General features: G+C 65.6%; 23 protein-coding genes and 2 pseudogenes. 15 read left to right on the top strand and 10 right to left on the bottom strand.

Annotation, left to right across the window (positions count from 1 at the left end; genetic code table 11):
- The first annotated feature begins 46 nt into the window (after positions 1 to 46).
- From QM779_RS11460 to QM779_RS11445, 4 genes are all read left to right on the top strand, one after another.
- Positions 47 to 1,564, top strand: coding sequence for a DGQHR domain-containing protein (locus QM779_RS11460; RefSeq protein ID WP_428535284.1), 1,518 nt, complete (start codon positions 47 to 49; stop codon positions 1,562 to 1,564).
- Between the two features lie 80 nt (positions 1,565 to 1,644).
- Positions 1,645 to 2,895 (top strand): hypothetical protein, encoded by a 1,251-nt coding sequence (locus tag QM779_RS11455; RefSeq protein ID WP_428535282.1) that lies wholly within the window; start codon positions 1,645 to 1,647, stop codon positions 2,893 to 2,895.
- A 5-nt stretch (positions 2,896 to 2,900) separates the two neighbouring features.
- Positions 2,901 to 4,082, top strand: coding sequence for a DNA adenine methylase (locus tag QM779_RS11450; protein WP_428538411.1), 1,182 nt, complete (start codon positions 2,901 to 2,903; stop codon positions 4,080 to 4,082).
- Positions 4,083 to 5,183: 1,101 nt separating this feature from the next.
- Positions 5,184 to 5,936: a hypothetical protein gene (locus QM779_RS11445; protein ID WP_428535280.1), complete on the top strand. Its 753-nt coding sequence runs from the start codon at positions 5,184 to 5,186 to the stop codon at positions 5,934 to 5,936.
- A 384-nt stretch (positions 5,937 to 6,320) separates the two neighbouring features.
- Here QM779_RS11445 and QM779_RS11440 read toward each other — a convergent pair whose 3' ends face one another.
- Positions 6,321 to 6,677, bottom strand: coding sequence for a hypothetical protein (locus QM779_RS11440; protein ID WP_428535278.1), 357 nt, complete (start codon positions 6,675 to 6,677; stop codon positions 6,321 to 6,323).
- An 89-nt stretch (positions 6,678 to 6,766) separates the two neighbouring features.
- Between QM779_RS11440 and QM779_RS11435 the strand changes: the two genes are divergently transcribed.
- Entirely contained in the window at positions 6,767 to 6,985 is a 219-nt protein-coding gene (locus tag QM779_RS11435) for a hypothetical protein (RefSeq protein WP_428535276.1), read from the top strand.
- Between the two features lie 260 nt (positions 6,986 to 7,245).
- Positions 7,246 to 7,647: a hypothetical protein gene (locus QM779_RS11430; protein WP_428535274.1), complete on the top strand. Its 402-nt coding sequence runs from the start codon at positions 7,246 to 7,248 to the stop codon at positions 7,645 to 7,647.
- A 196-nt stretch (positions 7,648 to 7,843) separates the two neighbouring features.
- On the opposite strand, the gene QM779_RS11425 is transcribed toward QM779_RS11430, so the two are convergent.
- Together QM779_RS11425 and QM779_RS11420 are read right to left on the bottom strand one after the other, a co-directional pair.
- Positions 7,844 to 8,950, bottom strand: coding sequence for a hypothetical protein (locus QM779_RS11425; protein WP_428535272.1), 1,107 nt, complete (start codon positions 8,948 to 8,950; stop codon positions 7,844 to 7,846).
- 288 nt (positions 8,951 to 9,238) lie between these two features.
- Positions 9,239 to 9,553 (bottom strand): hypothetical protein, encoded by a 315-nt coding sequence (locus QM779_RS11420; RefSeq protein WP_428535270.1) that lies wholly within the window; start codon positions 9,551 to 9,553, stop codon positions 9,239 to 9,241.
- A 414-nt stretch (positions 9,554 to 9,967) separates the two neighbouring features.
- Here QM779_RS11420 and QM779_RS11415 point away from each other — a divergent pair, with 414 nt between their 5' ends.
- The gene (locus QM779_RS11415) at positions 9,968 to 12,286 is read left to right on the top strand and encodes a hypothetical protein (protein ID WP_428535268.1); all 2,319 of its coding nucleotides are present in this window, start codon (positions 9,968 to 9,970) and stop codon (positions 12,284 to 12,286) included.
- 12 nt (positions 12,287 to 12,298) lie between these two features.
- Positions 12,299 to 13,183 (top strand): NAD-dependent epimerase/dehydratase family protein, encoded by an 885-nt coding sequence (locus QM779_RS11410; protein ID WP_428538408.1) that lies wholly within the window; start codon positions 12,299 to 12,301, stop codon positions 13,181 to 13,183.
- On the opposite strand, the gene QM779_RS11405 is transcribed toward QM779_RS11410, so the two are convergent.
- Positions 13,083 to 13,679, bottom strand: coding sequence for an ATP-binding protein (locus tag QM779_RS11405; protein ID WP_428535266.1), 597 nt, complete (start codon positions 13,677 to 13,679; stop codon positions 13,083 to 13,085). The two genes, QM779_RS11410 and QM779_RS11405, sit on opposite strands and share 101 nt — an antisense overlap.
- Positions 13,676 to 14,905, bottom strand: a pseudogene (istA, locus tag QM779_RS11400) (IS21 family transposase). Before istA ends, QM779_RS11405 begins: the two are co-directional and overlap by 4 nt.
- Positions 14,906 to 15,258: 353 nt before the next feature.
- Here istA and QM779_RS11395 point away from each other — a divergent pair.
- Both QM779_RS11395 and QM779_RS11390 read left to right on the top strand, forming a co-directional pair.
- Positions 15,259 to 15,525, top strand: coding sequence for a type II toxin-antitoxin system Phd/YefM family antitoxin (locus QM779_RS11395; RefSeq protein WP_428535264.1), 267 nt, complete (start codon positions 15,259 to 15,261; stop codon positions 15,523 to 15,525).
- Entirely contained in the window at positions 15,522 to 15,800 is a 279-nt protein-coding gene (locus tag QM779_RS11390) for a type II toxin-antitoxin system RelE family toxin (RefSeq protein ID WP_428535262.1), read from the top strand. The genes QM779_RS11395 and QM779_RS11390 overlap by 4 nt, the downstream gene beginning before the upstream one ends.
- Positions 15,801 to 16,502: 702 nt before the next feature.
- On the opposite strand, the gene QM779_RS11385 is transcribed toward QM779_RS11390, so the two are convergent.
- On the bottom strand, positions 16,503 to 17,102 hold the full coding sequence (locus QM779_RS11385) for a hypothetical protein (RefSeq protein WP_428535260.1): 600 nt from the start codon (positions 17,100 to 17,102) through the stop codon (positions 16,503 to 16,505).
- A gap of 854 nt (positions 17,103 to 17,956) precedes the next feature.
- Between QM779_RS11385 and QM779_RS11380 the strand changes: the two genes are divergently transcribed.
- The 4 genes and pseudogenes from QM779_RS11380 to QM779_RS11365 all read left to right on the top strand — a co-directional run bounded on the left by QM779_RS11380 (position 17,957) and on the right by QM779_RS11365 (position 20,142).
- The gene (locus QM779_RS11380) at positions 17,957 to 19,411 is read left to right on the top strand and encodes an NAD(P)/FAD-dependent oxidoreductase (RefSeq protein ID WP_428535258.1); all 1,455 of its coding nucleotides are present in this window, start codon (positions 17,957 to 17,959) and stop codon (positions 19,409 to 19,411) included.
- A gap of 2 nt (positions 19,412 to 19,413) precedes the next feature.
- Positions 19,414 to 19,593, top strand: a complete 180-nt coding sequence (locus QM779_RS11375; RefSeq protein WP_428535256.1) for a hypothetical protein — start codon at positions 19,414 to 19,416, stop codon at positions 19,591 to 19,593.
- A gap of 253 nt (positions 19,594 to 19,846) precedes the next feature.
- Positions 19,847 to 19,954: pseudogene (locus QM779_RS11370) on the top strand (type II toxin-antitoxin system Phd/YefM family antitoxin); the annotation flags it as partial.
- A 20-nt stretch (positions 19,955 to 19,974) separates the two neighbouring features.
- Positions 19,975 to 20,142 carry a type II toxin-antitoxin system YoeB family toxin gene (locus QM779_RS11365; RefSeq protein WP_428538405.1) on the top strand — a complete coding sequence of 56 codons (168 nt, stop codon included), beginning with the start codon at positions 19,975 to 19,977 and terminating at the stop codon, positions 20,140 to 20,142.
- A gap of 198 nt (positions 20,143 to 20,340) precedes the next feature.
- Here the strand turns inward: QM779_RS11365 and QM779_RS11360 are convergent, their stop codons facing one another.
- From QM779_RS11360 to QM779_RS11350, 3 genes are all read right to left on the bottom strand, one after another.
- Positions 20,341 to 20,862, bottom strand: coding sequence for a hypothetical protein (locus QM779_RS11360; protein WP_428535254.1), 522 nt, complete (start codon positions 20,860 to 20,862; stop codon positions 20,341 to 20,343).
- A gap of 22 nt (positions 20,863 to 20,884) precedes the next feature.
- On the bottom strand, positions 20,885 to 21,262 hold the full coding sequence (locus QM779_RS11355) for a RidA family protein (RefSeq protein WP_428535252.1): 378 nt from the start codon (positions 21,260 to 21,262) through the stop codon (positions 20,885 to 20,887).
- Between the two features lie 187 nt (positions 21,263 to 21,449).
- Positions 21,450 to 22,601 carry a hypothetical protein gene (locus QM779_RS11350; protein ID WP_428535250.1) on the bottom strand — a complete coding sequence of 384 codons (1,152 nt, stop codon included), beginning with the start codon at positions 22,599 to 22,601 and terminating at the stop codon, positions 21,450 to 21,452.
- A gap of 122 nt (positions 22,602 to 22,723) precedes the next feature.
- Here QM779_RS11350 and QM779_RS11345 point away from each other — a divergent pair, with 122 nt between their 5' ends.
- Positions 22,724 to 23,302, top strand: coding sequence for a hypothetical protein (locus QM779_RS11345; RefSeq protein ID WP_428535248.1), 579 nt, complete (start codon positions 22,724 to 22,726; stop codon positions 23,300 to 23,302).
- A 3-nt stretch (positions 23,303 to 23,305) separates the two neighbouring features.
- Here the strand turns inward: QM779_RS11345 and QM779_RS11340 are convergent, their stop codons facing one another.
- Positions 23,306 to 23,770 carry a GNAT family N-acetyltransferase gene (locus QM779_RS11340; protein ID WP_428535246.1) on the bottom strand — a complete coding sequence of 155 codons (465 nt, stop codon included), beginning with the start codon at positions 23,768 to 23,770 and terminating at the stop codon, positions 23,306 to 23,308.
- Positions 23,771 to 23,779 lie beyond the last annotated feature (9 nt).

Below are 23,779 nucleotides of genomic sequence, written 5' to 3'. Positions count from 1 at the left end.
CGATAGGGTGGGCATTCGAACTCAAGGCTAGAAGGAGGTTGCTGCCATGACGATGCCGGCTGACGCCTTCACTGTTCATGCGCTCCGGGTGAGACAGTGGCTCCCGGACTGGGACCAGGTCAACTTCGATCCACAGCAGAACCAAGCCAAGCCTGCGCCTCATTTCTATCTGTTTTCGCTCTCAGCAGCACAGCTTCGGAAGCTATCGGCTATCTACCGCCGCGACGTGAGTGGCATGACGGCCCGCAAGGAAGATCTCGGCATTCAGCGTCGGCACGATCCGGAGCGCAGCGCAGAAATACGCAGGTATGTGGTGGAGGGTTTCCCGCGTTCTGGACTCAGCGAGGCGCAACGCACAGATCCTTCGAACGACGGACTCCGGAAGCCTGGCTGGTTACCAACGGCAGTGGTGGTGAACATCCTCAACGTTGGTGACGAGCGCAACGGCAACCGAATCGACGCGGCGCACGTGGTGAATGTGACGGATGATTCGGGGGAGCCTTTCGCGACCCTGACGCTTCCCGAAGACGTTGACGACGCCTTGCCCCCCATCGAGGTGATCGACGGTCAGCACAGACTCTTCGCGTTCGACGATAGCGACCCCGATCTAGCCGATTTCGAGTTGCCGGTGGTCGCCTTTCATGGGCTGGACATCTCATGGCAGGCGTACCTGTTCTGGACGATCAACATCAAGCCAAAGAAGATCAACGCCTCACTCGCGTTTGACCTCTATCCGTTGCTCCGTGAGCAGGACTGGCTGGACAGTGGGGATCGCATCCTCGTCTACCGGGAGAGCCGGGCACAGGAGTTGACGGAGATCCTCTGGGCCACTCCGGAGAGCCCTTGGTACAAGCGAATCAACATGTTGGGGGGGCCCCGCAGAGATAGCGGTCCCGTGACTCAAGCGGCCTTCGTTCGGAGCCTCATCGCAAGCATGGTGAAGCCGTGGGCTCCCAGCGGCCGCCAGAAGGTCGGCGGCATCTTTGGCGGAACACCGAACCAGAACGAAGGCCTCGCGTGGTCACGCGTCCAGCAGAGCGCCTTCCTCGTTACTGCGTGGAGGATTCTCGCAGAAGCCGTCAGGCAGACCGACTCGGAGTGGGCGCGCACAATACGGGAGGAGGCGGCGCAGCTCGACGACTTCTCAGGTGGCGACGCAGCGTTCAGCAGCGGGTACAGCCTTCTCGCGACCGATCAAGGGGTCCGAGGATTCCAGCACGTTGTCAATGACTTGGCCTACATACGGCAGAAGCCCCTCAGCCTCGCCGAATGGCGAGATGCCGGCAACTACGTTGACGTAACAAGCGAGAATATCGCGGCTACCGCACACGTCATGCCTGACCCCATTCGAACTTTCCTGAGGGGGATCGCCGAGAGTCTCGCGACGTACGATTGGCGAACCAGCAGCTTCCCAGGCCTCTCCGATAATGAACGCCTCACCAAAGCGGCGCTTCGTGGAAGCGGCGGCTACAAGGAGCTGCGTGACCAGCTCATCGCACATCTCCAAGACTCGACCAACACGGACGTGGCGAGGGCGGCCCTCGAGCTGAGGGTCTGGGCGTAGTGGCGCAAGTCCAAGCGGTGCCGCTGTCGGGCCTAGATCCGATCAACCTACGCGGACAGCTCTTGTCAGCAGTGAGTCAGTTGAAGATCTCCAGTGGGGGAACGTGGCTTTCCCCCAACAACCCTTACCTGACGGGTGGATCACGGAAGATCGTCGACGACTGCAGGAGTCAGACTGCAGCCTTCGGGGATGTCGCCGAGTACGTCGGAGCCTCCGCCTTTGTCCACTGTGCAGATGCGTGGAGTTATATCGGGCGAGCCACAGATGCCCTACTGAAGGGAGACCTGCATGCAGCTGTGCACTTGGCGTACTACGCCGAGCTCAGAGCTGCCAAGAGTCTCTTGGCTTCCGAAGGGGTATTCGTCGGCAACTACTACAGCTGTGCGCTAGACGCCAACGCTACATTGACCAAGGTCAGTGGGGGAGGTACCCACCTTGCAGCTTGGGAATTGATCTCCGATTGGTTTCTGCAGCCTCGTTCGCTGATGGCCATTGCCCGCCTCATCGCTCCCGGCGGGCAGCAACTTCAGGCGTGGGTGGGTGCGGTTCCTGGAGGCGTCAGCGCAGTCATGCAAGACATGCTCGCTGGTATTGCCTTCGACCTACACTCCTTTGCGGAGGATCGCGAGCGCCGGAATTTGGCGAGTTATGAGCCCTCGACACTCGCAGCGCCGACTCTCGGCGTGGATGCGATTCGCAGAACAGTCGCGGAGGTTTGGTCCGAGATTGAGCCAGTGTTGGGAGGCGACTTCCCGGGCGTCGACAGAGCGGTGCTCGCCAATGTTCTTTTCCGCCAATATTCCGCACAACATGCGATTCCGGATCCCCATGATTCGTCCCGAACCGTCATCGACTGGTCTGGCTGGGAGTCCTGGGTGAACTCGCTCACGCCGTCATCGCTGAACCCGTCAGCCCTCAGAGACGTCCTGCGCAGCGACCCGACGGGTTCGGACTTCCAGGCGATACTCGGATCAGCGTTCGTCGACACATCGGGGATGACTGATCCGGCGGAGTTCATACGTCCGATGCTTGGCCGCGCCACAGTTCTCGCGCGGCTCGCAACCGGAATGTGCCGTCGGGTATTGGCCGACGCTGGTAAGGCTATCGGTGATCTGGCACCCTGGACTCAGTCGTTCGCCATCTCCCGCGGACACATCGAAGTGGCCCCACTGCCCTATCCGGCCACGGACTTGTTGGCGGACCTGGACCTCCCCCGCGAGGTCCTAGAGCAATCGCAAGCGCCGACGCTCAACGTCCTGCTCCGAGACCTCTCCAACGGCATCGGACTGCTTGGGCAGACGGACCGAGTTGTGGCATGGAGCTTCGCGTGAGGTACATGGGGAGCAAGACTGCGCTTCTCGGTGGACCTCTCGGCGAGATCTTGCTGCGCGAGGCGTCCGGTGCCCGACGGTTCGTGGACCTGTTCGCCGGTTCCGGCGCAGTCGCGCACTTCGTGTCTCAGAAGACCGACTTGCCCGTCCTGAGCGTTGATCTTCAGGAGTACGCACGCGTCCTTACAGCCGCGATCACCGAACGAACGACAAGCCTGGCTGGTGACACTTCGCTCAAAGCTTGGATATCGGCGGCCTCGGCGCGGGCGGAATCGTCGGATCAGACGGAACTGACCGCCGCCGCGGTCAAGCAGGCTCGGGCCGAGGCGAGCGCAACCGGAGAAGGATTCATCACCAGACACTATGGCGGATACTACTTCTCGCCAGGCCAAGCGAGGATGCTCGACTATCTCCACAGCACGCTCCCTGAATCGGAGCCGGTTCGAACCGTCGCGCTCTCGGCTTTGCTTCAAGCAGCGAGTGTTTGCGCCGCAGCGCCCGGTCACACAGCTCAGCCGTTCCAGCCCACGAAGTCGCTGCTGCCGTACATCGCCACGGCTTGGTCGCGAAGCGTGACTTCAGCAGTCAGCACGGCCGTCGAGCAGATCGCTCCCGCCTTTGCGCGCCAGAGGGGAACGGCTCTTGTCGGCGATGCCGGATCGATCGTGGCGACACTGGACGACGGCGACCTCGTGTTTTGTGACCCGCCCTACTCCGCTGCACAATACAGCCGCTTCTATCACGTTCTCGAGGGGATCGCGCGAGGCGGATGGGATGACGTCACCGGCAGCGGTCGAGCCCCAGACCGGTCTTCCCGCAAGACGTCCGACTTCAGCATGAAGTCGAAGGCTCGCGCGGCGATGAAGGGGCTGCTTGACGGGCTTCGTATACGCGGGTGTCGAGCCGTCGTCACCTTCCCCGACGCCGACGCTAGTAACGGGCTGAGCGGGCAGGAGGTTATCGCCATGGCAACCCGCGATTGGTCGGTCGAGGCGCACTATGTCGAGTCGATCCACAGCACGCTGGGCGGCTCAAGTGATGGCGGCACTCGCGGAGGTCGAAAGAAATTGAAGGAGGCGGTCATCGTGCTCACACCACGTTCCCCCGTCCTCGAACTCCCACTCGTGCTGTCGCAGCATCGTCAGATGCCCGACCAGCGACCGACCACGGCAGCGCTAAGTGCGTAGGCGCGGCGCCTTCCCTCCTTGAAGGTTGCACGCCAAGCCTTGCTGATCGGCGGGTGAGGTTCGCCAACCACCGATCAGCCGGGTGTAACCAACCCGATGGCCCCGGACATCTAGCTGCGCTGACGCCCAACTCCAAGACTCACGGACTCTCACGGCAATGGCCGGAACCAGCGAACTGGATGCTCGAAGCTCAACAGCACTTCCCGCAAGCACCCCAGCAAGCGTCGGTAGCCAACCGATTGGCGAAGGCTTGCGCCTAGCTGAATTCGCGTGCTTACGTATCTTGGCGTCCGGATCAGGACACCGTGGATTCCCGGCGACATCACCGATGAGGGACAGCGGGCACCTGACCTGGGCCTCGACCGCCTCCATGCCGAACGACTCAAGGTCACCTCCTCCCGCTCCTCGCGGTCGCCCGGGTGCCCGGACCCGCACCCGAGGCTGGTGCGATGGAGGCCCGGCACGTAAGGTGACTAACAACACGCAGAGCCCGCCCCGCGCGAACGGGACGGGCTCGGGGACGGAGGCTCAGCAGCCCCCGAACATGCGTAGCAACACCAGTAGGGTTTGGGCTGCCTGGAGCAGTGTGCGCAACACCTCCAGGCGCTCAGTCCGGTCGTGGCGGTCCGGTGCTCGCTTGTTCGTCATCATCACCCCCTTCCTTCGCGTCGGATCCACACCATTGCACAGCAGGATGTCTGCGATCGAGTACACTGATATCGCGGGTAAACCCGCCAGTAGTGCATCGATTCGTTCACGTTGCGAGAACGCTTACTGGCAGGTTTATACGCCCAGGTTTAGGGGGCGAGATTGACCTTGTCGCATCTGACGGCGTTGGAGTTCGACTTTTCTCGACCCCTGACCATCAAGGAGCGCGGAGCGTTCAAGGCTCGCCAAGGGCGTTTGCTCGGACCTTTCGGACACTCAGCCGACGACGCAACAAGCAGCCTCAATGGATTCGGTTCGATCAACGGAGGTCTGGCGCTGAGGCACCAGTTCGTCGTGCTTGATACTCCGATCGACTCTGACGCAGTGTCTGATCGACGTGCGCCGCCGAGAGCACTGCGGCCACCGGCCACGCGGATATCCAGCAGTCAAGGCGTGGCATTGCGCCTGGAACTCGCCGCGCTCTCGATGGCCCAGATGAAGACGACGGCTGGACACCGTGCCCATCTACCTGGTCTGTCCATAGCCGAGTACGGCTCGGGGATCGGATGGACGGACCTTGTAGCCACCAACGCTGTGAAGTCTGGCGAGGGTCAGAACTACAGCGCGGTCCGCGACAAGAAGGCGAGGTCGGTGCGGACCGCTCTGCAGACCCTCAACGAAGCCGGACTAGTCGAGCTTCGCAGCGCTCCTGGCAGAGCCGGCCGGTACGAAGGCTTCTCGCTCAGGCACGAGGCAGGGACCCAGCTTTCCGGCGACCCGCGTCCCTACCAAGTGCCCGGTCCAACCGAGGACGAGGTGTTCAGATTGCCGGAGGGATTCGTAGAGCGGGGCTGGCTCCACGTCCTCGAAGACTCAGAGATCACAGTGCTCCTGATGGTGGCGTCGGCCAGGGGATCACTGTGGATCGGTCGGAGTGACATGGACCTTGAGCCTGGTGAGGTAGCTATTCCTGCGGACGCGCGCCTGCGTCGGTACGGAATCCATCGCGACCCCTTCTCCTTCGCACGCAAGACGCTTGAGTGGTTCGGGCTGCTAACCGTGCGCGAGGTGGCTCGGCATCCCGATGGGCGCGCTGAGGACGACGAGCGGCGTCTGCACCGGCTGGCGCTCCGGCCCGATGGCTTTGAAGAGGAGGCCCTCGCTAAGGTCACCGGAGCAATCGCGCTTCAGCTCAAGCGGGGCTGAGAGTTGGTTCGATTCAAGAGGTAACCGCCCCGGGACGGTCCTCTGCCTCGAAATGTCGCCGTGGACTCATGTTGTCCAAACACTTGGCGCCATCTAGGGCGGGGCAGTCGTCTGGGTCTGTCGTTGCTGGCGTCGTTGAACGAGGCAGGGCGATGTGCTGGAGCGGTGTCGGCATCCCGATCGCCGCGAACAAGGCCAACGGAGCCCGGGACTGCATGTCTAGACTCCACGATCGACGACCCACTGCCGCTGGATTGGCCCGTTCACTCACTTCAGGTCGAGACCCCCCACCTCCCGACGCTGCGCGCTTCAGGATCGAACAGGCGGTAGGTCGGGTCCCACAATCGGCCGGAGTGAGTCCACGCCCGCGAGCATCCGGCCCTCTCACGAGACCTCATCTACTCGAGGTGGGGCTTCCGCGGACTTGGCCCACAGCGCCGTGATCTCATCCAGCAGCTGCGGTGGGAAGGTCACCGAAGCCCGGGTGGTGACGCGCCGACTGGCTTCATCGAAGCCGTCCATGGTGTTCAGCACCAGGCCGCCCTCCATCTGAGCAGCGTGGCCGAGAAGGTCGACGGTCTTCCGGACAAACATGTACGCCTGGTCGACGTCAGCGAACACGATCTGAGAAGCGTAGTCGTGGCTGTACGCCTGATTGGGTGTGAACCTGTCAGGGTCACCCTGGCAGGAGTACTGGGTGTCGATACCGAAGGCCCACAGCGAGACGAGCAAGTCACGCATTCCCTCGTCGACCTCGATGCCGTCGATCTCGATCTGCCGGTGGCCGCCCCGGTGTACTTCTCTGTGACGTCGCGTACGCCTGCTCGTTCATGCTGCCTGCCCAACCGGCAGCCGGCGACGTGACCCCGGCGGAACTGGTCGCGCCTGGCATCGGACAACTGGATACGCATGAACTCGATCCTCATTCTGGTGAGGTCGAGCTGTTCCTCGATCAGCTCTCGAAGCATGGTCACATCGTCACAGGTGGCACTGACCTTCCCGCGTCGCTTTCGGCCACAGAGTCCGGATCCCGCCCTGAAGTCAGCTGACTGCGAGCGGGGGTGGGATTCGCCCCGGGGGGGCCGGACTGGACGCAGCATGGAGCGGTTGCTACGCACCAAGTCCGGCGACGAGTGTGACCGTTGCGCATGAGCGGTGACAGATGGATCCGGAACGCGTGTCGAGGCCCGCCATGCTGTGTGTTTGGGAAGCCCCGGCTGCTCTTGTCTGATTCGGATCGGTCGGGGCATTCACCGCCACGGGGTTGTCTGGATCCGTCAGACCTGCGGAGACCCCATAGACTCCAGTCGTGACGGAGGAACGAAACCTGGATCCCCGACTGCTCGAGTGGTGGGAGTCGCTCAGCGGCCAGCAGATGCGACAAGCCAGGGAGGTGGCACAGACGACGGCACGTCTGCTTGACCCGGACGCGGTCTATTCGCTGCTCCGGAGCCACCAGCTGCTCGTTGCGACCTACTGGACTAGCAGCGAGGACGGGCCGAGTTTCCGTATGCCCGACGCGGTCGCTGACTTCATCAACTGCCAGCCCGACCGGTCGCACTGGCGAGGAGTCGGGTCGACCGAGGCCGCTGCTGAACAGGCCGCCCGGCACCTCGGGCACTCCAACTTCCATCTGGCCGAGCACGGCGGTTTCAGCAATGGAGAGTCGACGTGGACCTTCGTTGAGGGCGAGGCCCGGAACAGCCGCTGATAGCGGATCGGCCGGTTGTGCGCTGACCGGCGTGGCGTGGCGGCGAGGCGCCCCGGATCGGGACCATGGGCACACGGCACAGGCAGAGTTGTTCCGTCGGAATGGGCCCACATAAAGAGGCGGTACGGGTAAGCCGCGTCGGGAGGTCCCCTCGTGTGACCAATGACCCGGGCGAGCTTCTGTCAATACTTGATGTTCACCGGGAGCGGGTCGTAGAGGGCGTCGTTGTTCCAGTCCATCGTGGTGAGTGCGAGGACGTCGTCGGCTTCTCGCTCCAGTGGCCCAGAGCCGGCGTCGCGGGAGATGAGAAGAGGGCTGGGAATACTCTTCGCGACCTGATAGAAGTTGCCGTTGCCTGCTGCGAGACGCGGCGCGGTGCCGTTGACGTAGAGAAGGGCGTCGCGGCCGGATAGGAACTGCATCGTGCCACGGTGGACCGGCCAGTTAGCCGGTTCACTGCGCCCGTTGCTGAGCGGGCAGCGACTAAGCGAGCTCCGCGCCACCGTGTGCTTCCCCGCACGCGCACGCACTCGATCTCTCCGCCGGCACTCCAGGCGTCGAACACGCCGTTCACCTCGGTGTCGCGGAAGACGGTGGTCTTGTGGACGACAATCCGACGGGGGAGGTTGCCGGCGTTCAGTTCGCCGGCGGTGGCCGGCTTTAGGGCGTCGGGGTTGATCGCTGTGGCGGGGTCGCCGTCACAGCCGGCGTACAGGTACAGGTGGTTCGCGAGCCGGCCGCGGGTGGCGCCATTGTAGAGGAGTTGGCGGGTCCCTTGGCCGTTGAGGGCGATGTGGCACGTGTCGACGGTGGAGCCCTGGGCGGTGTGGATGGTGCGGGCGCAGCCGAGGTCGACGTGGTCGCGGACGTACCAGGCGGGCAGTGTGAGGGTGCGGCCGGTCGCTTCGTGCTTGGCGTCGACAGGCCCGTCGGGGTGCACGTGCAGGGCTTGCCACCAGTCGCCGTTCTTGACGTAGTCGGTGGGGCTGATGCTCAGGCTGCGCCGGTTCTCGCGGGTGACGATCAGGTCGCCGGCGGCGACGTGGAGCCCTGTGCGGAGCCGGGTTTCGGGCCCGTGGACGGTGCCTTCGTTGATCAGGTCAGCGCGGGCGCGGGCGTTGAGTTGCGTGGTGAGTTCGTTGCAGTGGCCCAGCATCAGCGACGTACGGCCTTGGTCGAGGTCGTGTCTCCACGCTGTGTAGACGGCTTCGGGGATGCCGGTCTGGTCGTGGAGGTGGACGCGGCCTTGGTCGAGGTGCCGTTGCTTGGTGTGTGGCGAGAGTTGCCAGGCGAGCGCGAGCACCCCCCGCTCGTGCTCGGGGACACTTGGCCCGCTCGTCGGATTCCCTCCCGGCTACTGAGCGCTTGCCGCACACCCGCCCCAATCGTTTCGCTCGGCTGGGCTCGAGGGCAGGCAACCGGAGCGTGTCACCTGCTGGAGCATCCGATGCCGCGAAGCGGCGCCAGAAGGCAGCTTGCCGATCCGAGCCGCCGACCGAGGATGTTGTCTGCTGTAGATATTGCGAGGCGTTGCTCGTCGCGCGTTCCGGTTGACCGCCTGGCTTCCTCCCGCAGGACTACTTCTGCGTATTCACGGGTAGGTGATGGTCTGGCCCGCGCAGACCGAGGAGAGCGTTCGTAGGGTCTTTCCGGAGGTGTCGGTGATCAGCCAGTTGTCTTGGCATCTGTCGGCTACGATCGCGTCTTTGGCGGTGGTGGTTTGTCCGGGGGTGGCGGTTGCGACGGGGTCGGGGGTCGGTTCGATCCACGGCCTCTTCAAGACGATGGTCTGGTCGGAGTTGTTGGTGATCGAGACCGAGTCCGTCTTGCCCCATCCGGGGCTTTCGCAGCCGGTCAGGCTTAGTGCTGCGCAGGCGGCGAGGAGGATGAGGATCGGGGCTTTCATGGGCGGCCTTTTGCTGGGGTGGTCCCAAGGCTAGTACCCCGGGGGCTTGCTGTGCGGATTCGCCGGTGTCGAAGTCGTCGCGGGTGTTCAGCAAGGTACTCGGCTGAGACTTTGGTGGTTTCTGCATCTGGTTGACGCAGGCGCAGTACTGTCCAGATGCAGTAACCCCCCCGGGCCTGGAGGCATGTTTCCATGCGAGTCGTGTCGCGGAATTCCGCAGTATTTGCGTTGACTGTTGTTCTGCTTGTTGGGACGTGGCAAGGGGCGCAGGCGTCTCCGACACCGGTCCCCACTCCGCGGGCCGACCCGATCGGAGCCGCCGCGGGTGTGTCGGCCAGAGCTGGGATTGAAAGGACTCTTCAGGATGCCGAACGGGCAAAGTCCAGCACTTATCGATCATCACGGCCTGCGGTGGTGACCCCGCACGTCAAGGCAGGGTCGCGGTCCGTCCGGCGCCTCATCTCCGATCTGTCGTCGGGGCGGATCACGGATTCCAAGGCGGGACGGATCGCCGCGCGGTTGGTCGCGCGCCAGTACGGCTTCTCTCGCAAGTCAGTGCCCCGGCGATACCACGGAACGCTCGGGCGGATCGACATCGAAGCGCTTTCGGTGCTCGCGGCGAGGGCGTCAGCGCAGGTCGTTCCGGCCGGAGTACCGGAAGCAGGGGCCGGGGAATCTGGCTGTGTGCCGCTGGGTCTGGAATGCTATGCCGATTCTGCACACTTCGAGTTCCTGTGGGACCCGGCATCGCTGACGAAGGATCAGCTCGCCGACGTGGACGGCAGCGGTGTGCCGGACCAGGTTGAGAAGAGTCTTGACGTGATGGAGAAGGCATGGGCCTTCTTCCAGGATCAGCTTCACATGATCGGTCCGACCGACACGGTCACGGTGTGGTGGGGGAATCCAGTGGAGTCGGCGATCACAGATCGGGGCGCATCACTCGGTCTAGACCTGATCTTCATGCCCGCCGACTACGACACCGCCTATCTGCCGGTCCACGAGCTGTTCCACCAGTTCCAGTGGCACTACTTGATGGCCGCAACAGTGGTGATACCCAACATGTTGCCAAATCTCCTCCTGATCAACTGGTGGATGGAGGCGACGGCGGAGTGGGCAACCACTCAGTACGCCCTGTCCACGGACCACACAACCACCAACGCCCAAGATGTGCCTGAATCGAAGCATCTTCTGGACTTCTTCAGCACGACCGACAAGGCGCTGAGCTATGGCGATTTCACCAACGGCTTCAGGCAGTACGGGGCGGTTGCGGCTGTCCAACTGCTGACGGAGTGGTTCGGGCAGGATTTCGTGACCTACTCCTGGCAGAGCGTCGGCGGCAAGAGTGTGCTGGATGGGGTCAGCCAGCTCGATGATGCTCTCGCTCGACTCGACGATGGCGACATGGCCGGCACGCTCCCGTCGCTGTGGCTGAGCCTGTACACCACCTGCGACCCGGCCACCGCCGCGTCCGGCGCCCAGTCCAGTGTGTTCGAATCCTGGTGCGCCGCCCACGTGGTGAACGAACTCGGGCTCAAGACAGAGACTCAGCCGGCAGGGTCGGTGGCTCGGCCCGTCCATTCTGCGTCCTCCAGCCGCCGCGACTCACACACGTTCGCCCAACTGGGCGCAGGCGGCGCCGTGTTCCAGGACATCGCCACCCCCGAAAGCGGCATCGGCGCACCCCTACAGATCACAGTGGACGCAGCCGACGCGAGCCACCTGGCCGTGTTCGCCTACGCATGGGGAAGCAGCCCTGGCGACTGGTGCGCGTCCGACAACACCTTCGACGGCTCCTACGGCACGACAGGCGCGACCGAGCTGTCGACCAAGATCGTGGCGCCCAGCGAATGCCCCAACGTGACGGTCATGATCACCGACACCCAGGTGACCCACCACGACGACCAAGCCGTCACGGTGGGCTGGCGGACCAAAGCCACCGGCGCGGTAATCACCAACGGCACCATCTCGCTAGGCGTGAGCTCGACGGGCAGCCTCTACAACCAACACGCCGCAGACGGCACCCCGGTCGGCCTCATGGACAACGCATCTGGCGGTGATGGCCTCGCATCCGTGACGCACGCCGACTCATGGTTGTTCTTCCTGCAAGATGAGACCGGTGCGCTGGATGGGCGTGCCGGCTCCTACCTGAGTCAAGAGGCGATTCCGAGAGATCCTTCGGTTGTTGACTTCTGGGCGACGTCATCCGAGGCAGCCTCAATTGTTCAGGTGGGCCCCATCGAACTCGTGCAGTACTACCACCCGTCCAGCAACCCGCACGCCTACCAACTCGACGTCTCGGTCCGAACAGACCAAGACATCCCAATTGCAGCGGACACGGAAACGATCGTCTACCGCAGGACAATCGCGACGCCTGTCTACGGCAACTACGACGAAGCACTGCCCAGCTACGTGACAGTCGGCCACGATCCCGCCCAGACCGAGGTCGCTGGCTACACCAACAGCGGCTCCGGCATAGGGACGATTGGGGATAGCCAACTGCTCACCCCGGTGGATATCGCTACCCTCGACGCCTGGGAAACACACAGCCAGGCGATGGGCATCGACCTGTACCTGACGCCCACCAGCCCACAGATCACCCTCTACATCGGTGCCGCACCCGAAGCAGACGCCCCCAGAGTTGTCAACAGCCTGAACGCGGGCACCTACCTCCTCAGCACCCCACCATCTGAGGAGAACACAGACCCCAGGCTGACCGTTATCCTCGCCCACTGAGCCCAGTCCCACCTGCCAGGAGACCCCGCCGCCGTCCGCGTCCAGGCCGGTGTCGAGGTCCACCTCGGTGACGTCACCGAACCGGCCAGCCTTGCAGCCTGCTTCGCGCACGCCCCAGAGGGGCGCCTCATCGTGATCCACTGCGCCGCCGTCGTCACCCTGACTGCCGGCTACAACCAGCTCGTCCACGACGTCAACATCACCGGAACCGCCAACATCATCGACGCCTGCCTGGCCAAGGACGCGACCCGCCTGATCTACGTCAGCTCCACCGGAGCGATCCCCGAGACGCCCCACGGGACGCCGATCACCGAACCCGACCGCTTCGACCCCGATCTGGTCGTCGGCTACTACAGCAAGAGCAAGGCGGCCGCGTCCCAGCTCGTACTCGACGCGGTCCACGAGCGGGGTCTGGACGCCACCATCGTGTACCCGACCGGCATCTGCGGACCCGACGACTACGCCTACGGTCCCTTCACCCGCTTCATCCTCGACTACTGCCGCGGCGGTATGCCCGCCGGCGTCGAAGGCAGCTTCAACGCCGTCGATGCCCGCGACGTCGCCGACGCGATCGTCGAAGCCTGCCAGCGTGGCCGGACCGGTGAGGGCTACATCCTCGGCAACCAGATGGTCAGCATTCCCGAGCTGTTCGGGCTGCTCAGCGACCTCACCGGCGCGCAGCGAGTCACCCGGATCGTGCCCAAGTGGGCGGCCGGAATGCTCGGACGTGGCGGCGACCTCGTCCAGCGACTCACCCGACGCCCGCAGGCACTGACCAGCTTCGCCGTCTACAACCTCACCCGGAACAACGAGTTCGACTCCACCAAGGCCCAACGCGAACTGGACTTCCACCCCCGCCCCTTCGAGTCCCGATGTAGCCGACCTCGTCGACGATGATGAGTCCGTAGCGGCGGAGCCGGCCGAGTTCGGCGTTGAGTTTGCCGAGGGTGTGGGCGGTTTTGAGCCTGGTGACCCAGTCGATGGCGGTGGCGAACGCGACCCGGTGGCCGCGGTGGGCTGCTTTGATGCCGAGCCCGATCGCGAGGTGGGTCTTGCCGGTGCCGGGGGGTCCGAGGAGGACGACGTTTCGGGCTTGGTCGAGGAAGGTGCCGGTGGCGAGGTGGGCGATCACGTCACGGCCGAGGGCTGGTTGGTGGTTGAAGTTGAACTCCTCGATGCTTTTGCGGGTCGGGAACCCGGCGTAGCGGATCCGCATGTCGGCACCCGAGGCGTCGCGGGCCGACACTTCGCGGTCGAGTACGGCGGCGAGGTATTCCTCGTAGCTCCAGCCATCGGTACGGGCTTGGTCGGCCAGGCGGGTCGCGTGGTCCCGGATCCGGGGCGCTTTCAGCGCGGTCGCCAGGTGGGTGATGTCCTTCACCGGATCGGTCATGACGCCACCACCTGCTCGATGGTGACGCCGAACGCGGTGTCGTAGCAGGCCAGGTCACGGACCAGATCAGCATCGGGATCGGGCGCCGGTCGTGGCTGCTGGTAGGCGGCCCGCAGCCGGGCAGCGGCCTCGACATGGTCAGGGTCGGCGATGACTTGTCGGGTGGCCCAGCATCGCGGGTGACGGGCTAAGACTTGTCCGCCGCGGGTCACCACCACCTGATCGAGGCCGGCGGTGACCTCGACCATGGTGCCGATCCCGGACGGGTCGACGGAGTAGTCGTTGCTGGCGACCCGCACGTAGTAGTCACGGCCGAGCCGTACCTGCTGACGCCAGCCGGTCACTGGTGGCACCGGCGGCAGGGTCAACATCGCAGCCCGGTCCAGCTCGATCAGCTGGGCAGGCTGGGCCCCCAGCCGGCGCACCGTGCGACGGTTCGCAGCCGGTAGCCACTCGGCGAGTTGGGTGTTGAAGTCGGCCGGGCCGGTGAACGTGCGGCCGGGCAGGAACGAGGTCTACAGGTGCTGGTTCGCCCGCTCCACGATGCCCTTGGTCTCCGGGTCGTAGGGCTTGCACTGAACCAGACGGCAGCCCAGCACCCCGATCAGCGAGGTCACCTCACCGGTCAGGTAGCCGCGGCGGCCGATCCCGGCCTCGTTGTCCCACACCAGCCGGCGGGGCACCGCCCGCAGCTGATCACGCAGCAACAGCCACATCCCCGCCACCAGGTCCGCAGTGGTCCGTGACGGAAGCATCACCGCGGTGAGGAACCTCGAGTACGCGGCCACCATCACCAGCACCGGCGGGCTCGCCTGCTGGCCGGCACCGGTCGGGATCCTGACCGGCGGGAACCACAGATCGCACTGAACCGCGTCCCCGGGCAGCCACACCAGCCGGTCAGCCGGATCGGCCGGGGCGTACTCCGGACGGAGCCGGGCGACGTTCTCCCGCAACCACGAGATCGACCCGGTCCAGCCGACCCGCTCCGCGATCACCGACGCCGGCATCGTCGGGGTCTCAGCCAACAAGCGGCGCGCCATCGGCTCGACCTCCAGCCAGGCCGAACTGGTCACCGCCGGCCGCTGATACCTCGGTGGCCCTTCCGCCGCCAAGGCTCCAGCAACGGTCGCCCGCGCGATCCCCAGCTGCTTCGCGATCGCCCGCTGCGACAACCCATCACTCCGGTGCAGCCGCCTGATCAGTGCCCAGTCCTCCAACGAGATCACCCGTCCAATCGTGGTCAGGTGGCCCACTTTTCGACCGGCGCGAATGGCCTAGTTTTCGACCGTCGTCGTCACTCGGCCTGGCGCAGCTTCTCGCGCCACATCCGGGCGCCCTCTGGATTGCGTCTTGGTCCCGGGGCCATCGCGGCGACTTCGAAGCGACGTTGCCATCGCGACGCGGTTCTTCGCGCCTTCGACTGTGAGGCCGCGAAGATCGGTCTCCCAACTCCGTATGATCTTGTCGCCCATGGCGCCCAGTATCGGGCACCGACAGACGCACGCATCTGCCGCGATCGCGCAGGACGTTGGGGGAGGCAGGGCTTGATTCTGACGGGCGGAGCGCCACAATTGTGGTCATGACTGCTGAGCCGTTGCGTGAGGTCCGGGACCACTTCAGTGATGTTGTTGACCGTGTCGAGCGTCACCACGAGCGTGTCACAGTCACGCGCAACGGCAGGCCGGTCGCTGTCTTGATCAGCCCGGCGGACTTGGCTGAGCTCGAGGAGACCCTCGACGTCCTCTCCGACCCCGAAGCCCTGGCGGATATCCGGGAAGCTGATGCCGCGTACACGGCGGGCGATGTGGTGCGCGGAGCCGCGGCGGTCCGGGACCTGCGTCAGTGAACCCGTCAGAGGGCTACGAACTGGTGCTGACCCCGCCCGCGGTGCGGGCTGTCCAGACGGGCCTGCCGGAGGCGGTCGCGGCGGCGGTGATCGAGTTCATGACGGGCCCCTTGGTTGCCAACCCGCGACGGGTGGGGAAGATGCTGCGCCGCGAACTGACCGGGGTCTGGTCGGCTCGCCGAGGGACTTATCGAGTGCTGTACCGGATCAACGACACCGCCGGTGAAGTTGTCGTTCTGCGCATCGACCACCGCAGCGACGTCTACCACCACTGAGCGGCCGTCCAGCCGCGTTCGATTTCAGTGAACAGCCGGACCGTGTTACCTCGAATTGTTACCTCGGTTCCCACGTTGGCCATCGTTGTGAGCGTGACGGCCACGTTGCCCACGTTGTGTTTCCCCTAGCCACGTTTACCTGTTACATTCCCAAGCTGACAGTGCGGGTTCGATTCCCGTCATCCGCTCTAGTCAGGGATATGTTCAGACCCTTGCGTCCTTGGAACCCACCTTCGGCCAGATGATCCTCTGCGGGCCGCTGGCCAGCGTGCCCCGATACTGAACAATCCATCGAGCCGTTGCTGCTCTCGATAGCAAGCACGCGGGGTGCGGCAAAGTCGTGCGTTGGGCGGCACGACACCGGGTCTACTTTCAGGCCTTCTCGAACCCCACAGGGGACGACCCGCGTGTCGCCTTGCCGGCTGAACGGCCGCTCGATCGAGCGTGGCGGTCTGCGGCAAATTGGATCGATTTGCTGGAGATGCCTGTCCGTCCGGATTGATGCCGGTTATCGCCGGCCGCGGGCGTATCTGTTGTGCATGTAGGCGACAGCGAAGACGGTGATCCAGGCGGGCGCTGCCCGGATGATCATCTGGGGACCTCGGCCCGAGCGGGGGTCGCCGTAACACAGTTCGAGGAAATGCCGAGGAGTGCGGCGACGCCCAGACATGCCAGTTGGAGGAATGTGGAATGGGCCGTTCTTCAGTGCTCGTAGTATTCGCGTGAGGCGGCTTGAACTGAGAGCCAGTCGAAGGACTCGAGACCGGAATCCAGGGTCGAGGCGTCCGGGCCGGCGACGCACCGCGCATCGGGACCGTCGCAGCGCAGGGCGAGGGATGACGTCGAGAGACCGATCGTGCTCGACGCCCAGGTGATGCCCACGGTGGCGTCGGTGGCGCAGCCATATCCTCCGCCGGGCGTGCCAAGCTCACCCTTGGGCGCGGCGGTCGGAAGAGTCTCGCCGCTCAGGGCCACGCACTCTGTCTCGAACGCTTCGGTGATTGCTGACTTCCCCCGTGGGAACGAGCCACTCCAAGCGACATAGCGCGCCCCGTAGACTGTGCAGCGAAGGCGGAACCCCTCTTGGACCTTCCAGTTGTTCTGGCCCTCAGTGCAGAAGGCGATGATCCGGGTGCCGAGATCGGTCGTGTTGACCGCGTCCGGCAGGCTGGCCAGAGTCGTGCGGACGAACTCGATCGCAGTGTCTCGCTCTGCCGCGGCCAAGTCTCCGTTGAGCACCTCGTCGACGCTCGGCCCAGTTGGCACCGCTGCGCATCCTGACAGCAACACCAGCGTGGCCAAGAGTGCGATTCCAGAACGGCATACTCGGCGCCGCGGGCAACTGTCCGAATCGTCTGTCTTCGGATGTGGCGTGTCGAGGGCTCCGGACTGGCTCGGGATTGGCTGGCGGCTCAATGCTTCGGGTATCCGATCGGGGGTTGACACGAAGGAATGTCCTGACTGCTCTCGGGGGTGCTGGTCCGATTTGTATCAGACGGCTGTGCTCGTATCTCGAGAATCACAGAAAGATCATCACCGAGAATCGGGCTCCTCGTGCGGCCCAACGCACGCGAGGATGGACGCCTCGGGCGTTGGCGTTCAGCGGCAACCGGAACCTCCCGCCGGTCGTCAAGAAGTTCTGTCAGGGGTCTAGCCGCGTCCTCGGTCCGCTGGCTCGCGAACCGAGGCGCACCAGCCGCGCCATGTCCCTTGGATCGCCGAATTGGCGGCGTGCGCCTGCCGTTCAGCGGATCGGGACTTCGCCTGTGGCGGCGTCGATGGGTCGGCCGGTGTCTTCTTGTCGACCAGCCGAAGCGCGCCCCCGGCGGGCGATGAGGCCTTCTTCGAGCGGACGGACAGGTCGTGATCGATCAGGGCGTGTCGGTTGAGTGTCTCGGCTTGGTGGCGTGCGTAACGGCCCTCGGCCGGCCAGGGTTGGTGGTGGTCGTCGCAGTGTTGCCGTGTCCGGTCGTGGAGGCCCCAGCCACAAGATCCCCGAGCGCTGCCCGACAATCGCCCGACCCCCGAAACGAACCCAACGCACGCTCATCGGCATGCGCGTATCTGGTCCCCAGCGCCGGCGGGCGGCGCCATCCGATACCCCATGGGGTATAGTGCGACTCGTCCGGCGACGAGGCCGGGTGGAGGAGTAGCTGATGGCAGAGGTCGTTGTCCTCGGGGCTGGGGTGTCGGGTCACACGGCGGCGTTGCACCTGCGGCGGTTGCTGGGTCGTGGGCACAGCGTGACGGTGGTGTCGCCGAACGCGCAGTGGAACTGGATCCCGTCGAACATCTGGGTGGGCGTCGGTGAGATGGGGAAGTCGGACGTGGTGTTCCCGCTGGCTCCGGTGTACGCGCGCAAGGGGATCGGATTCCGGCAGGCGAAGGCGGTGGCCGTCCGGCCGAGCGGGGACAGCGAGGATTCGCGGGGTGCGGTCGATATCGAGTACACCAGCCCCGACAAGGCGGGCGCGACCGAGCGGCTGCGATATGACTACCTGATCAACGCGACGGGTCCGCGCCTCCGGTTCGAGGCGACCGAGGGCATGGGGCCGGGCGGGTTCACCCAGAGTGTGTGCACTGCTGATCATGCGGTGGAGGCGAATGTGAGGCTCCGTGAGGTGATCGAGGTGCTGCGGTCCGGCCGGCCACAGACGCTTGTCGTGGGCATGGGCCATGGCACCTGCACCTGCGAGGGGGCGGCGTTCGAGTACGTGTTCAACGTGGAGCACGAGCTGCGCGAAGCGGGCGTCCGTGACCTGGCCCGGGTGGTCTACCTGACCAACGAGGCGGCGCTGGGTGACTTCGGGGTCGACGGCATGGTGTTCGACCAACAGGGTTTTCAGACCACCAGTGAGTTGTGGACGGGGTCGCTGTTCCGCGAGCGGGGGGTCGAGGCGATCCTCGGTGCGCACGTGTCGAGGGTCACCGACGGCGTCATCCACTACGAGACCCTGGACGGGGAGAGCCACACCCTCGACTTCGACTTCGCCATGCTGATCCCGCCGTTCGGCGGGGTGCCGCTGAAGGCCTTCGACGCCGACGGCCAGGACATCACGGCGGACCTGTTCGCCCCCTCCGGATTCATGAAGGTGGACGCTGATTACACCGCGAAGCCCTACGAGGAGTGGCGGGCCTCGGACTGGCCCCAGACCTACGCCGCGCCCGGCTACGACAACGTGTGGGCGGTCGGCATCGCGTTCGCCCCGCCGCACCAGATCTCGCGGCCGCGGAAGACGCCGAACGGAACCGTCGTCGCCCCGTCACCCCCGCGCACCGGCATGCCGTCGGGCGTGATGGGCAAGACGGTGGCCCTCACGATCGCCGACCGGATCCGGCGCGGCGGTTCGGCGCCGGCGCGCACCGCGTCCATGGCCCGGATGGGGGCGGCCTGCGTCGCGTCCGCCGGTACGGGGCTCACCAAGGGTTCGGCGGCGGCCATGACCATGCTCCCGGTCGTGCCCGACTACGAGCGCTACGCCACCGGACGCGACGAGAACGAGACCCGTGGTGAACTCGGCCTGCACGGCCACTGGGTGAAGCTCATGCTCCACTACCTGTTCCTCTACAAGGCGAAGGCCCGACCGGGCTGGCGCTTCATCCCGGAGTGATCATGACGCAACAGGCCATGTACCAGCCTCCCACCGGTGGCGACCCGGTCGCCGACCTGTCGAAGGCGCCCCTGCCCACCAGCAAGACCCTCCGGTCCAGGCAGAACCTGCCGATACAGCTCCTCCGCTTCATCTCCTTCGACCTGCGGATCCTGCGCATGGTCGCCAAGGGCCACCACTAGCTGACTCGCGCGGCGCGCAACCTCGCCGGTGGAGTCGCGGCATCGCTCTGCTGACCGGCGCAGGCGAGGGACAGGAATAGCGCTCTCCAGCGCTGGCACGTCCATGTGTTCACTTCTCTCCCTGTCCCGCAAGCTCGGCTAGTGGTATCCACGGCCGTCCCCACACGCACTGTGCGTGGACGTGTTGATGGGCCAGGGCTAGATTCTGCGCGGTTGAGCGCCACATTTGTGGTCATGACTGCTGAGCCTTTACGTGAAGGTCCGGGACCACTTCAGTGACGTGGTTGATCGTGTCGAACGCCACCACGAGCGGGTTACGGTCACGCGCAACGGCAGGCCGGTTGCGGTGCTGATCAGCCCGGCCGACCTGGCCGAACGACACTGCGGCGGATCAACGCCCTCATCCAGGAGATCCTGCGCGACCCGTTCGCCGGCACGGCCAAGGCCCGAACCGTCCAGACACATCCTGTCCGGCGCCTGGTCCAACGGATCGACGACGCCAACCGTCTGGTCTACCTGGTCACTGACAAGCACATCGTGATCCTGTAAGCACGCGACCACTACTGAATGGGTGGGAGCTGCAGCGGGCGGCCACCACGCCGAGATCCACCTCATCCCCAGATGGGCTGAGCCGCCGTCGGCCGAGGGTCGGGCGACGATGGTCCGGTCCCGAGTCCGGAATAGTCCGGTCGTCCTCGGTGGTCGAAAGGGTGGTCGTTGGTACCCGAAGCGCAGTCTTGGCGTCCGTCACGCCTTCGCGACGGTCTCGGCGCGCACGATCTCCGGATCCTTCGTGGTCGCGCCCAGGCAGAACCCGGCGTGGGAGCCCCACATGCTGTCGGAGTTCCCACCGTCGGGAAGGTCGGCCCGGGTGATCAACTGACCCACGATCTCGATCCGGGCACCGTCCTGGACCTGGGTGCCGTCAGCCAGCCGGATCTCGTTGGTGTGCTCGTCGAGCGCATGGTACGTCGCGCCTGGTGGCCACACGACCCACAGTTGGCCGGGGTTGACGTCGGTGGCGAGCACGATGCAACCGTTGTCGAGGTTGACGACCACACCACTCACCGTCGTCGTGGGCCCGATCGGAGGGAAGCCGTCCGACGAGACTGGATGGTTACCCGCCAGCGAACTCGGCACGAGCCCGCAGCCCGTCGTCGCGATCACAAGCACGGCCACCATGGAGATCACTCGGACAAATCGACCAGATCGCAACTCCCAGCACCTCCCCGTCAGCACAGAGTTGCATGACGTCAGCAGCGCGGCCACCGAAACGCACTACTCTGCCGCGCTAGGCGTGCGGCCCGCGGTAGGCGATGGCGTCGAGCTGGAACTGGAGGCCGTCGGCGCCGCCGATGTGGGCGAACTCGGTCTGGATGGACTTGCGGGCGGGGTAGCTGCCGGCGAAGCGTTCCCGGAAGACCTTCTCCATGACGGGGATGTCCCAGATGTCGCGGAACAGGGCGTCCACCTGCACCACGTCCGACAGGTCGAGCCCCAACCCGTCCAGCCGTCGAACGAGGTCGTCGAGTGCACCGTGCACCTGGGCCTCCACGCTCTGCCCCACGTTGCCGACGCAGAAGCTGCAGTACACGAAGCCGCCGGCCTCCACCGCCAGCGACAGCGCCAAGTCCTCGCTCACTCCGTGACGCACCACGGTCGAACCCATGAATCCACCTCTCCAACGATCTCCCACAGGACCATAGCGAGGCCCGGCGACACCCTCAGCCGTTCGGCGCTGCTGCGCCGTGCATGGCCCGGGCGGCCGACCGCCGGCCCGTACTCCATGCTCCAACCGGAGGTCGGGAACGTGTGTTGCCCTGACTGAGACGAAGACTCCGCCGCGCGACGTGAGTTCACGGCGCGGGCCGTGTGTGGCGGATCGCGAGGATGCAGGCCGGCAGCGTCGAGAGGTTGTTGGTCGGGTCGTTGTCGGACACCGTCGCGAGGTAGGGGAAGTACGGGTTCTCCTCGTTCTCGCTGACGAGGACGTTCGCCTCGACGCCGGTGTCACCGCGGACGAAGAAGGTGTGCGTGCCCGCCTGGATCGCGTCCATGACCTTCCCCTTGGGCATCGCCCATGGTGTGCCGTCTGGCAGCGTCCCACCCAGGGTGCTGATGAACGGTTTGCGGCCGGTCCGCTGGATGCCGGTGACCTGCCACCGGCCGGCGGGCAGGGTGTCCGTGACCGGCACCCAGTACTCCTCGATGGGCTGCCACACCTCTCCGTGCAGGTTGTAGTTGTAGTCGGACGCCTCGCGCAGCCCGGCGCTTCGGTCCCAGATCTCCTCGTGGATCTCGATCCGGTGGTGCGTCGTCGTGGCCTCGAGCTGGGTCTGGCTCCAGAACCGGGTGACGATGCCCTGGAAGTTGTCCGGGTCGGACGCCTCGACGATGGCGGCGGGGAAGCTGAGCGCCCGGGCGATGGCGGCGATCGCGACGTCCTGGGCGTAGCGGTTGATCCGGTTCACCACGCGCGTCATCCGCTGCGCGAAGTACTCCCGCGCCACGGCCTCGGGCGTCCGGCCCTCGGCCAGTCCGCGGACGATCTTGGCCCCGACGCCGTCGAGGTCGATGTCGGCGATGGCCTCGGTCAGCTCGACGCGCAGGAGGTCGTTGATCTTGGCGTGCGCCGCCTCGGCGCCCGCGTCGGAGGTCATGTCCTCCTCGAGGAGAATCGCGACGAGCGCCAACTGCCCCGGGACCTCCACCTGGTGACCGGCCGCCGTGACGACGATGGGCTGCAACGTGGTGTCGATGTGACCCACGGCCGCCGGAATCGAACGGTTGGCGCCGATGCCCATCGAGCCGCCGATGCTGCCGTGGCTGCCGGGTGAGAACACGAACCCGGGCGCTCCGTCGAGGCTGGCAGCGTCGGGGCGGTGGGTGATCGTCCGGCCGTCGATGGTCACGGCGATGACCCACAGGTACGGCTCGCTGTCGCTCTCGTCGGCGCCGTGGTAGCAGAACAGCTTGTTCAGCCGGATCCGAACGGGGATGGTCGCCATGGTCTCTCCCGGTGCATTCGAGGTGTCACGCGAGAGGAGCGCCGAGGGCCGACGCTGATACGTCGACGGCCTACGTGGTTCCACCAATACCGGCCCGGACGCGGCCCGCCTAGGTTGCGCCCATGGCCACCGGGCGCATCTCGCAACAGTGGGCCTTCGGCGGGCTGGGCGCCCTCGGAGGCGTGGCGTGGGCCGCGGGACTGCGCGCGTACATGTGGCAGATCAGCGGGACGCCCCACGTGGACTGGGTCGGCACGTTCGGAGCGATCCTGCTGCCCGGCGCCGTGTGTGGCGCGCTGCTCGGGGTCGCCGAGGCGAGGCGGCGGTCCGGCGTCACGCGCGGGCTTCGCTGGTTCGCACTCGCACCGCTCGCCTTTGCGGTGGCTCCGCTCTCGATACCTGGGGCGCTGTGGACCTTCCTGACGACAGGGATGGGCGGCGGCGCGGTCGGTGTCTCGCTGATGGCGATCGGCGGTGGCTTCGCGCTCGGCCGGAGCGGCCCGGCCTGGTCACGGATGGTGACTGGCGTGCTCGCCCTCGCGTTGTTCTGCGGGATCACCGCCACCGTCCCGCTGATCGGGGGCGAGTCCCTCGCGCTCACCACGCCACGCGGCGCGTGGGTGGCGGTGCTCGTGGCAACCCTGCTCGCCGTGATCGCGCTGGCGTCCTCAATCCCGTTTCGCGCAACCAAGGGTGGGTGAGTGCTACTCCGGATGGGCGCTCCGGATGGCTGTCAGGTTCTTCTTGAAGTAGCTGGCTGATTCGACGTAGCCCGTCGCCGCGTAGAAGCGCTGGGCACGACGCGTGGCCAACGCGACGTACGCGGCCCCCACGTCATGGACGGCCCAGCTCTCGAACCGGTCCATCAGTGATCGCCCCACGCCGGAGCGGCGGTGTTCCTCGTCCACCCAGAGTTCCTCCACCCAGGCGACGCTTCCGTTCGCGTGGAACGCCGGATGAGCAAGCCCGTGCAGGTATCCGACCCGCTCGTCCGCGCCTTCGATGAACGCGACGAGGAGCAGTTGCCGCTCGTCGGTGAGGATCGCAGCGAGACTCGAGGAGAACACGGTGCGGTCGGGGACGGCCGACGTTGCCAGGCAACTCGCCATCCCGAACAGGGCATCCGCGTCGGTGGTCGTCGCCTCCCTGACGTCCACGACTCTCGTCACCCGACTGAT

The organism is Propionicimonas sp. (assembly GCF_049840635.1).
Lineage (GTDB): Bacteria > Actinomycetota > Actinomycetes > Propionibacteriales > Propionibacteriaceae > Propionicimonas.
This window is presented reverse-complemented; position numbering and strand designations above follow the sequence as displayed.

Coding starts and splice junctions, on each gene's coding strand:
- QM779_RS11345 (WP_428535248.1), top strand. CDS start 22,724: ATGGCCACCGGGCGCATCTCGCAACAGTGGGCCTTCGGCGGGCTGGGC.
- QM779_RS11405 (WP_428535266.1), bottom strand. CDS start 13,679: ATGACCGATCCGGTGAAGGACATCACCCACCTGGCGACCGCGCTGAAA.
- QM779_RS11440 (WP_428535278.1), bottom strand. CDS start 6,677: ATGCGTGACTTGCTCGTCTCGCTGTGGGCCTTCGGTATCGACACCCAG.
- QM779_RS11460 (WP_428535284.1), top strand. CDS start 47: ATGACGATGCCGGCTGACGCCTTCACTGTTCATGCGCTCCGGGTGAGA.
- QM779_RS11420 (WP_428535270.1), bottom strand. CDS start 9,553: ATGAAAGCCCCGATCCTCATCCTCCTCGCCGCCTGCGCAGCACTAAGC.
- QM779_RS11350 (WP_428535250.1), bottom strand. CDS start 22,601: ATGGCGACCATCCCCGTTCGGATCCGGCTGAACAAGCTGTTCTGCTAC.
- QM779_RS11450 (WP_428538411.1), top strand. CDS start 2,901: ATGGGGAGCAAGACTGCGCTTCTCGGTGGACCTCTCGGCGAGATCTTG.
- QM779_RS11435 (WP_428535276.1), top strand. CDS start 6,767: ATGCTGCCTGCCCAACCGGCAGCCGGCGACGTGACCCCGGCGGAACTG.
- QM779_RS11375 (WP_428535256.1), top strand. CDS start 19,414: ATGACGCAACAGGCCATGTACCAGCCTCCCACCGGTGGCGACCCGGTC.
- QM779_RS11380 (WP_428535258.1), top strand. CDS start 17,957: ATGGCAGAGGTCGTTGTCCTCGGGGCTGGGGTGTCGGGTCACACGGCG.
- QM779_RS11395 (WP_428535264.1), top strand. CDS start 15,259: ATGACTGCTGAGCCGTTGCGTGAGGTCCGGGACCACTTCAGTGATGTT.
- QM779_RS11355 (WP_428535252.1), bottom strand. CDS start 21,262: ATGGGTTCGACCGTGGTGCGTCACGGAGTGAGCGAGGACTTGGCGCTG.